The organism is Colwellia sp. TT2012 (genome assembly GCF_001440345.1).
In the GTDB taxonomy this organism is placed as follows: domain Bacteria; phylum Pseudomonadota; class Gammaproteobacteria; order Enterobacterales; family Alteromonadaceae; genus Colwellia.
The window spans coordinates 1-6,379 of record NZ_LJYX01000010.1 but is presented as its reverse complement, the minus strand read 5'-3'; the positions used below and the strand labels follow the sequence as shown (position 1 = coordinate 6,379).

Genomic DNA, 6,379 nt, shown 5'->3' with positions numbered 1-6,379 from the left:
AAGCATCGGCTGTGGCATAACCACCGAGGGCGTTAGGCTGGCAACGGTATTTATTATCGTTGAACCACGAGCATAGACTGAAATCAGGTGCCACGACGGAATAAGTAAGGTAGGCGCTGCTAACCAAGTGGTTAGTAATCCACGAATATCAGCAGGATAACCGACGAAATTACTTGCTTCATCTATGCGTTAACTCTTCTATTTTAAAGAAGACATTATGGCTCTAAATGAATGAGCAGGGATCGGTGTATTTAACTTGACGTGGGGAGTCATACCAACGCCTCATTAAGAGGCAAAAAATAGTTGGTTAAAATAAGCGACGCAGGAGCAAAAACCAACTGTTATTTGTCCTGATTAATTGGCTTGTTAGTTGCAAATGTTCTCGCAAGCCAACTTTTCATCACCATGACAAGCTTTTCAGGCGTAGCCATATGTATCATGTGTTGGCTATTCTGAATAGCGGCTACATCAGCATTTTGTTTGTTTTTTATAAAACTAGCGATACCAAGGTAAGTTAGTTTATTCATCTCTTCAAAACACTTCTGGGTAGGATTTCCTAAGCCAATGAAAAAGTCTTCTGTTTGTTCTGGTATATGACTAATTGCAATAGCAGGTGCTGCTATTTCAGAATAATGGCGGTCTTCTTCCTCATTAATAAGCTTCCCCAATACTGATATATCTGCATATGGTAGGTAGCTACCATCAGGATTTTTAATCCTTTGTGTATTATAGAAATTATCTTGATGCTTCAATACATCAATTGTTGCGTAACCTAAATCGGGGCACACTGCTAAGTGGCTGTCCATATAATCTAAATCTTGGATAGCATCCATATAAATTAGCCCTCTTACTCTTTCAGGAAAATGCCTTCCAAGATGATTTAATTCTCCCCCAGCAAAAGAATGACCTGCAAAAATAGCTTTATCAATATTCATTTTATTTAAAATGGTAATGATATCTTTGGTTAATCTCGCTGTTGAAAAGTTTTCTTTTCGGGATTCTGAGTTTCCATGACCAACACGAGTTATACCGATAACTCTATATGAATCAACAAACGAAGAAACTAATGGATCAAATGTATGGGCATTAAGAGCAAGACCAGCAAGAAATACAAGAGGTGTGCCTTTTCCACCCCAATCAACAACCTCTAACTTTATATTGTCGTCCATTTCTACGTAACGAATTTTGTGCTGTGTTGTATCTACCCATTCACTCGCGTTAACCATATTTAGTAATAATGTGAAAATTATAATTAATGAAATCTTAATAATTTGGTGCTCCGTAACTGGATAAGACGCCTTGCAACTAACGCCCACTTAAGCGGACAAAAATAGTTGGTTAAAATGTGTAGCGAAGCGGAACCTAACCAACTGTTTTTGTTCCGTTTGAAGTGCTTGTTAGGTATTTTTTACACATAAATACCCAAGAACTAACAGTTGTTAGCTATGTTTTCTGAAAAACTTAATAACAGCCCGATTAAATAATTCAGGTTGTTCCCACTGCACAGCGTGTCCTGCTTCTGAGACAACAAGAGTCTGACTGCGAGGCACTTCACGTGCTGCAGCTCTCATCATTGAGGGAGGTTGGTATAAATCGGCTCCACCTGCAATAAAGAAAGTAGGGATATTACCAGATCGGAATTTTTTCCAAGTAATTTTACTTTTGGCTTTTTGACCATGCCTAATGCCGTCCCCTCTAGATTTTTCTTCCATTTTAATCCATTCGCGAACACCTTCAGGGTGTGCCCAACGATATGAAGGACTAAGCTCTTTAAATTCAGGTGGCAAATCACCAAAACTTTTAGGGAGAATAAAATCTAATCGTTCATCAATATTTTTATCCCATAAACCAAAGAGGCTACAAACAATAACTATGCTAAGTAGTTTTTTAGGGTACGAAACTGCATAATCGGAAACGGAAAAACCGCCTGCAGCTAGCCCTAAAATATGGAATTTTTCGATATTTAAATGATTAATTAAAGCATTAAGGTCGTCAGCATAGTTACCAGTATCATCAGCCGAACCTGCTGGTGAACCGAAATACCCGCGCCTAGAGTATGCAATAACTCTAAATCCTGCGGCTGAAAAAACTGGTTGTTGATAAGGCCAAGTTAGCGCACTACCTCTACCAGGATGAGAAAGCACTACCGTAGGCCCATCACCACCAGTATCCCAGTAGTAAAGTCCTGCACCGCCAGAGAGTGGTAATACACCTTCAGCCACTTTGACTTGTTTAGGGCTAGGTAAATAATTCAATTCTTCTGTATTAGATATATCGCTAACATCTTTTGTACCTGCTAGAGCATTACTGGCTATACCACTAGACACAGCTAAGGTAGCCACCACTGTTGCTGTTTTTAGTACATTTCTTCGGCTAACGCTGATTTTTTCTTCCGCTTTTTTCATTTTATCTTCCTTGTACAGCAAGAGGTAAGTTATATATTAGTAAGTATTAAGAAGTGCATAGATGATTAAATACCTAACGCCCTGTTAAGGGGCAAATTGTAGTTGGCTAAAATGTGAAGCGGAGCGGAACCAGCCAACTGTAATTTGTCCTGCTTGAACAGCTTGTTGAACGAAGCCGCTCTGCGGCAGAGGTGTTTTAAACCACCATCCATACTCAATAACAGCATTGTCACTTCGATGATGCGTTATTGGAGTAACCCTATGAATACATCACAAGCACAACGCTACAATTATCTTTATGAACAACATCTTATCAACTTAAGGTTACAAGGTAAACGTCCTTCAACTATTGATGCTTATACCCGTGCGGTACGCCGTATAACAGCCTTTTTTGATAAAGCCCCTGATACGTTAACAACGGCTGACTTGAAACAATATTTTAATAACCTTATCCAAACCCATTCTTGGAGCACCATTAAACTTGACCGTAACGGTTTGCAGTTCTTTTACCGCTATACACTCAACAAACAGTGGGAATGGCTCTCTATCGTTAAACCACCGCAAGTAAAGCGCATCCCCGATATTTTAACACCCAAGCAAGTCAGTGATGTGATTAATCAAACTAAGCAACTACGTTATCAAGTGTTTTTTATGACCCTGTATTCTATGGGACTACGGTTAAGTGAAGGGCTTAATTTAACCATACATGATATCGATAAATCGACAATGCAAGTACATGTTCGTGATGGTAAAGGAGGAAAAGACCGCATAGTGCCAATGCCTGAGCGCACCCTATTAGCGCTGAGGGATTATTGGAAAACACACCGCCACGCGCGTTTGATTTTCCCTGGGACTCAGTCAAAAACCAATACGCCTATGGATAAAGGTAGCGTTCAAAAAGCCTTAAAATGTGTGTTAACAGAGTGTCGTATTAAAAAACTCATTAGCCCACATTCGCTTCGTCATTGTTTTGCGACACATTTACTTGAAGAAGGGCTCGACTTGCGTTCTTTACAGCAATTACTTGGACACGCCAGTCTCAACACCACTGCACGCTACACACAACTCACTAAAGTGAAACAACGTGATATGTCACGCGCTGTAAACCAGTTAACCGATAAACTCAGCATAAAATGGTGTACGCCATGAGCACATTCATTGAGCTACTTCGTCAATATCGCCAAGCCCTTGAAACTCAGTATAGCGCCCAATTATCAAACGACATGCGTAAAGCCATTTATGCCATGCTTGTGTGTAAAACAGCGCAGCAACGACAATCACTTTGGGCATGTAACCATTGCCAGCACCATGACCGTACACCGCTTTCGTGTGGCCATCGAAACTGCCCACAGTGCCAACAAAACACCACATCACAATGGCTGGCTAGGCAAAAACTAAAACGCTTACCGGTTGAGTATTTCATGGTGACGTTTACCTTGCCCTTTGAGTTAAGGGCCTTGGCAAGAAGACATCCCAAAGCGATGTTCCAACTGATGTTTTCGGTCACTTCCTCAATATTGAAAGACTTTGCCGCGCGCCAAGGATTAGGCAATATAGGCTTTACGTCTGTATTGCATACGCACAGCAGAAGACGTGAGCTCCATCCCCATTTACATATTATTGTGCCTAATGGCGGTTATGATCCAAAACGAAAACAGTGGTGTAAAGGAAAGAAAGGTTATTTGTTTAACGAATTTTCACTCGCTAACATCTGGCGAGCACGCGTGTTTGAAGCCATAAAGCAACATCCCGACCTCTCACTGGTTAACATCAAGACATTACCGAAAAAATGGGTGGTTGATTGCAAAAAAATTGGCAATGGTTTGCCTGCGTTAAAGTACCTCTCTCGGTATTTATATCGCGGGGTATTGCCCGATAAAGACATTATTCATTATGACCAACACAACGTCACCTTTCGCTATAAAGACAGTGCAACGAACAACATAACACGCCGTACGTTGCCCATACTTGAATTTTTAATGCTCATTCTGCAACATGTTTTACCCAAGGGTTTACAACGGGTGCGTGATTATGGGCTTTTATCTTCGGGCGCTAAAAAGCTACGTTTACTTATTCAATTGCTCTTATTACCTGTGCACGACTGGCTTAAATCCACAGAAGAAACAACGACAATACGGGCAAGTCGGATCTGTCCTTGCTGCCAACATGAAATGCACTGTATTGGCGTCACACGAACACCCTAGCCGAGAGGCGAATATAATAAGGATAATGGCTAGGAACTAGAGCAAAGGAGAAAAATAACAGATGAAACAGTAAAGAATAAACCGACGAAAAATCCTTTTATTTTTCGTGTTAACTTCGTGCGTCTTGTGATCAAGTAATTGAGAGCAATCCCTTCAACAAGCAAATCGCTATTTACATTATAAAGCAGACTTCGGGCTTGTCCAACACCCGAATAAGGTGTCGGCTGCGCGACACCTATTCTTATTTGTTAGGCATTTTCATTAATCTTGCGAACTTGCTCTTCAATTTGAGACAAAACTTCTTTCTTTGACATTGCTGAAGTTCCACCGTTTACATTATTTGAGATGGTAATAGTGTCTTCGCCTACTAATGCGTATGCATCGTTAGCACCCCATACAATTTTATCTTCAACTGAAGAATTGAGGATTTCCAACGCTTTCTCAAATGGGATGTCGATAGTGTAAAGATAATCCATATCAATATCTTTTGATTGAACTTGGATAGTTTCCATTTAGATATACTCCTAAAGTTGATTGATAATTTTGATGCCTAACGCCCAAATAACAGGCTAAGTAATGGTTGGCTAAAATTGTGTAGCGAAGCGAAACGTAGCCAACTGTTACGTGTCCTAGTTTATTTTCTTGTTAGGCTGCCTGAATTTAAACTCAACGGCTAATTAATTTGAAACGATATCTTCCACTAATCTAAAACCCTCTCCTAAACTGCTTGGGTTAGTTTTACCTGCATGTGCTCTATTGGCTGACCGCACTGCGTTTGCATTGGCTCCATAAGCTCCCCCACGACGAACTATCATCGGCCGTTCTTTATTACAACTATCAACCCGAGCACTTCCATTTGTCGGTGCGCCGTTGTAACCATAATGGTCGCAATCTAATGTGTATTCACCAACATTGCCAATCATGTCATAAACACCATATGCGTTAGGTTTATATTTCCCAACGGCACTCGTATATTCAGAACCGTCATCACACTCAACTCCATCTTTATTTAGCTTGTAGTCCCGCTTCAATGCTCTAGAACCACTAATATCTAATATATTACCGTACTCACATAACTTACTTGAGTCATTACCAAAGTAGTAATCTGTACTTGCTCCTGCTCGCGCCGCAAATTCCCACTCAGCTTCTGATGGTAGGCGATAAGCTTTATTAGTTTTTTCACTTAACCACTTAGCATAAGCTTTAGCATCCTCCCAGGTTACACACATCACAGGGTGGTTATCTGATGGTGCGTATTTCGGTGTTCTCCAATCACCTTTATGTACATTAAACCCCCAGCTATGCTCACTGGTAACTTCCTGCCATACCCAACAACTAGGCTTGGTTTGATAGTCTGTCTCTTCCACAAACTGTCGAAACTCTTTTACAGTAGTTTCATATTTTGACAATTTAAATGAACGTATTGATACTTTGTGTTTTGGTTGCTCATTTCCATTAACTCCGCCCATTGTAAACTCACCGCTAGGTATAACTACCATATCCGGTTCAATTATAATTTGTGATGCGTAAGAGGTATAAGAAACCCACAATCCCATCAAACATAATATTATTTTCATCGTTATCCCTACGTTGTTGTTTTGAAGTAATTTAGGTATGAGCTAAAATTGACAGGTTTGGCTGCCTAGACATAATGACTCCCACGAGGTGCTAGCCTCCAGATTCGTGGGTTAGTAAAACCAGAGCCATAATATATGTGTTAAACAATATAAACTGGAGGCTAACATGTACAAACATAACATACTTTTCATT

General features: G+C 40.4%; 6 protein-coding genes. 2 read left to right on the top strand and 4 right to left on the bottom strand.

Annotated elements, in window-relative coordinates; all coding sequences use genetic code 11:
* Window positions 1-341 precede the first annotated feature (341 nt).
* Complete coding sequence (locus ASU03_RS07035) at window positions 342-1,169, bottom strand: alpha/beta fold hydrolase (protein ID WP_197411215.1); 828 nt, start codon at window positions 1,167-1,169, stop codon at window positions 342-344.
* Window positions 1,170-1,439: 270 nt separating this feature from the next.
* Entirely contained in the window at window positions 1,440-2,405 is a 966-nt protein-coding gene (locus ASU03_RS07030; RefSeq protein WP_057831175.1) for an alpha/beta fold hydrolase, read from the bottom strand.
* A gap of 261 nt (window positions 2,406-2,666) precedes the next feature.
* On the opposite strand from ASU03_RS07030, the gene ASU03_RS07025 reads away from it, so the two are divergent.
* Complete coding sequence (locus tag ASU03_RS07025; RefSeq protein ID WP_057831174.1) at window positions 2,667-3,554, top strand: site-specific integrase; 888 nt, start codon at window positions 2,667-2,669, stop codon at window positions 3,552-3,554.
* Window positions 3,551-4,609: an IS91 family transposase gene (locus tag ASU03_RS07020; RefSeq protein ID WP_057831173.1), complete on the top strand. Its 1,059-nt coding sequence runs from the start codon at window positions 3,551-3,553 to the stop codon at window positions 4,607-4,609. The genes ASU03_RS07025 and ASU03_RS07020 overlap by 4 nt, the downstream gene beginning before the upstream one ends.
* A 248-nt stretch (window positions 4,610-4,857) precedes the next feature.
* On the opposite strand, the gene ASU03_RS07015 is transcribed toward ASU03_RS07020, so the two are convergent.
* Complete coding sequence (locus ASU03_RS07015) at window positions 4,858-5,121, bottom strand: hypothetical protein (protein ID WP_057831172.1); 264 nt, start codon at window positions 5,119-5,121, stop codon at window positions 4,858-4,860.
* Window positions 5,122-5,286: 165 nt separating this feature from the next.
* Window positions 5,287-6,186, bottom strand: coding sequence for a formylglycine-generating enzyme family protein (locus ASU03_RS07010; protein ID WP_057831171.1), 900 nt, complete (start codon window positions 6,184-6,186; stop codon window positions 5,287-5,289).
* Between the last annotated feature and the right edge of the window lie 193 nt (window positions 6,187-6,379).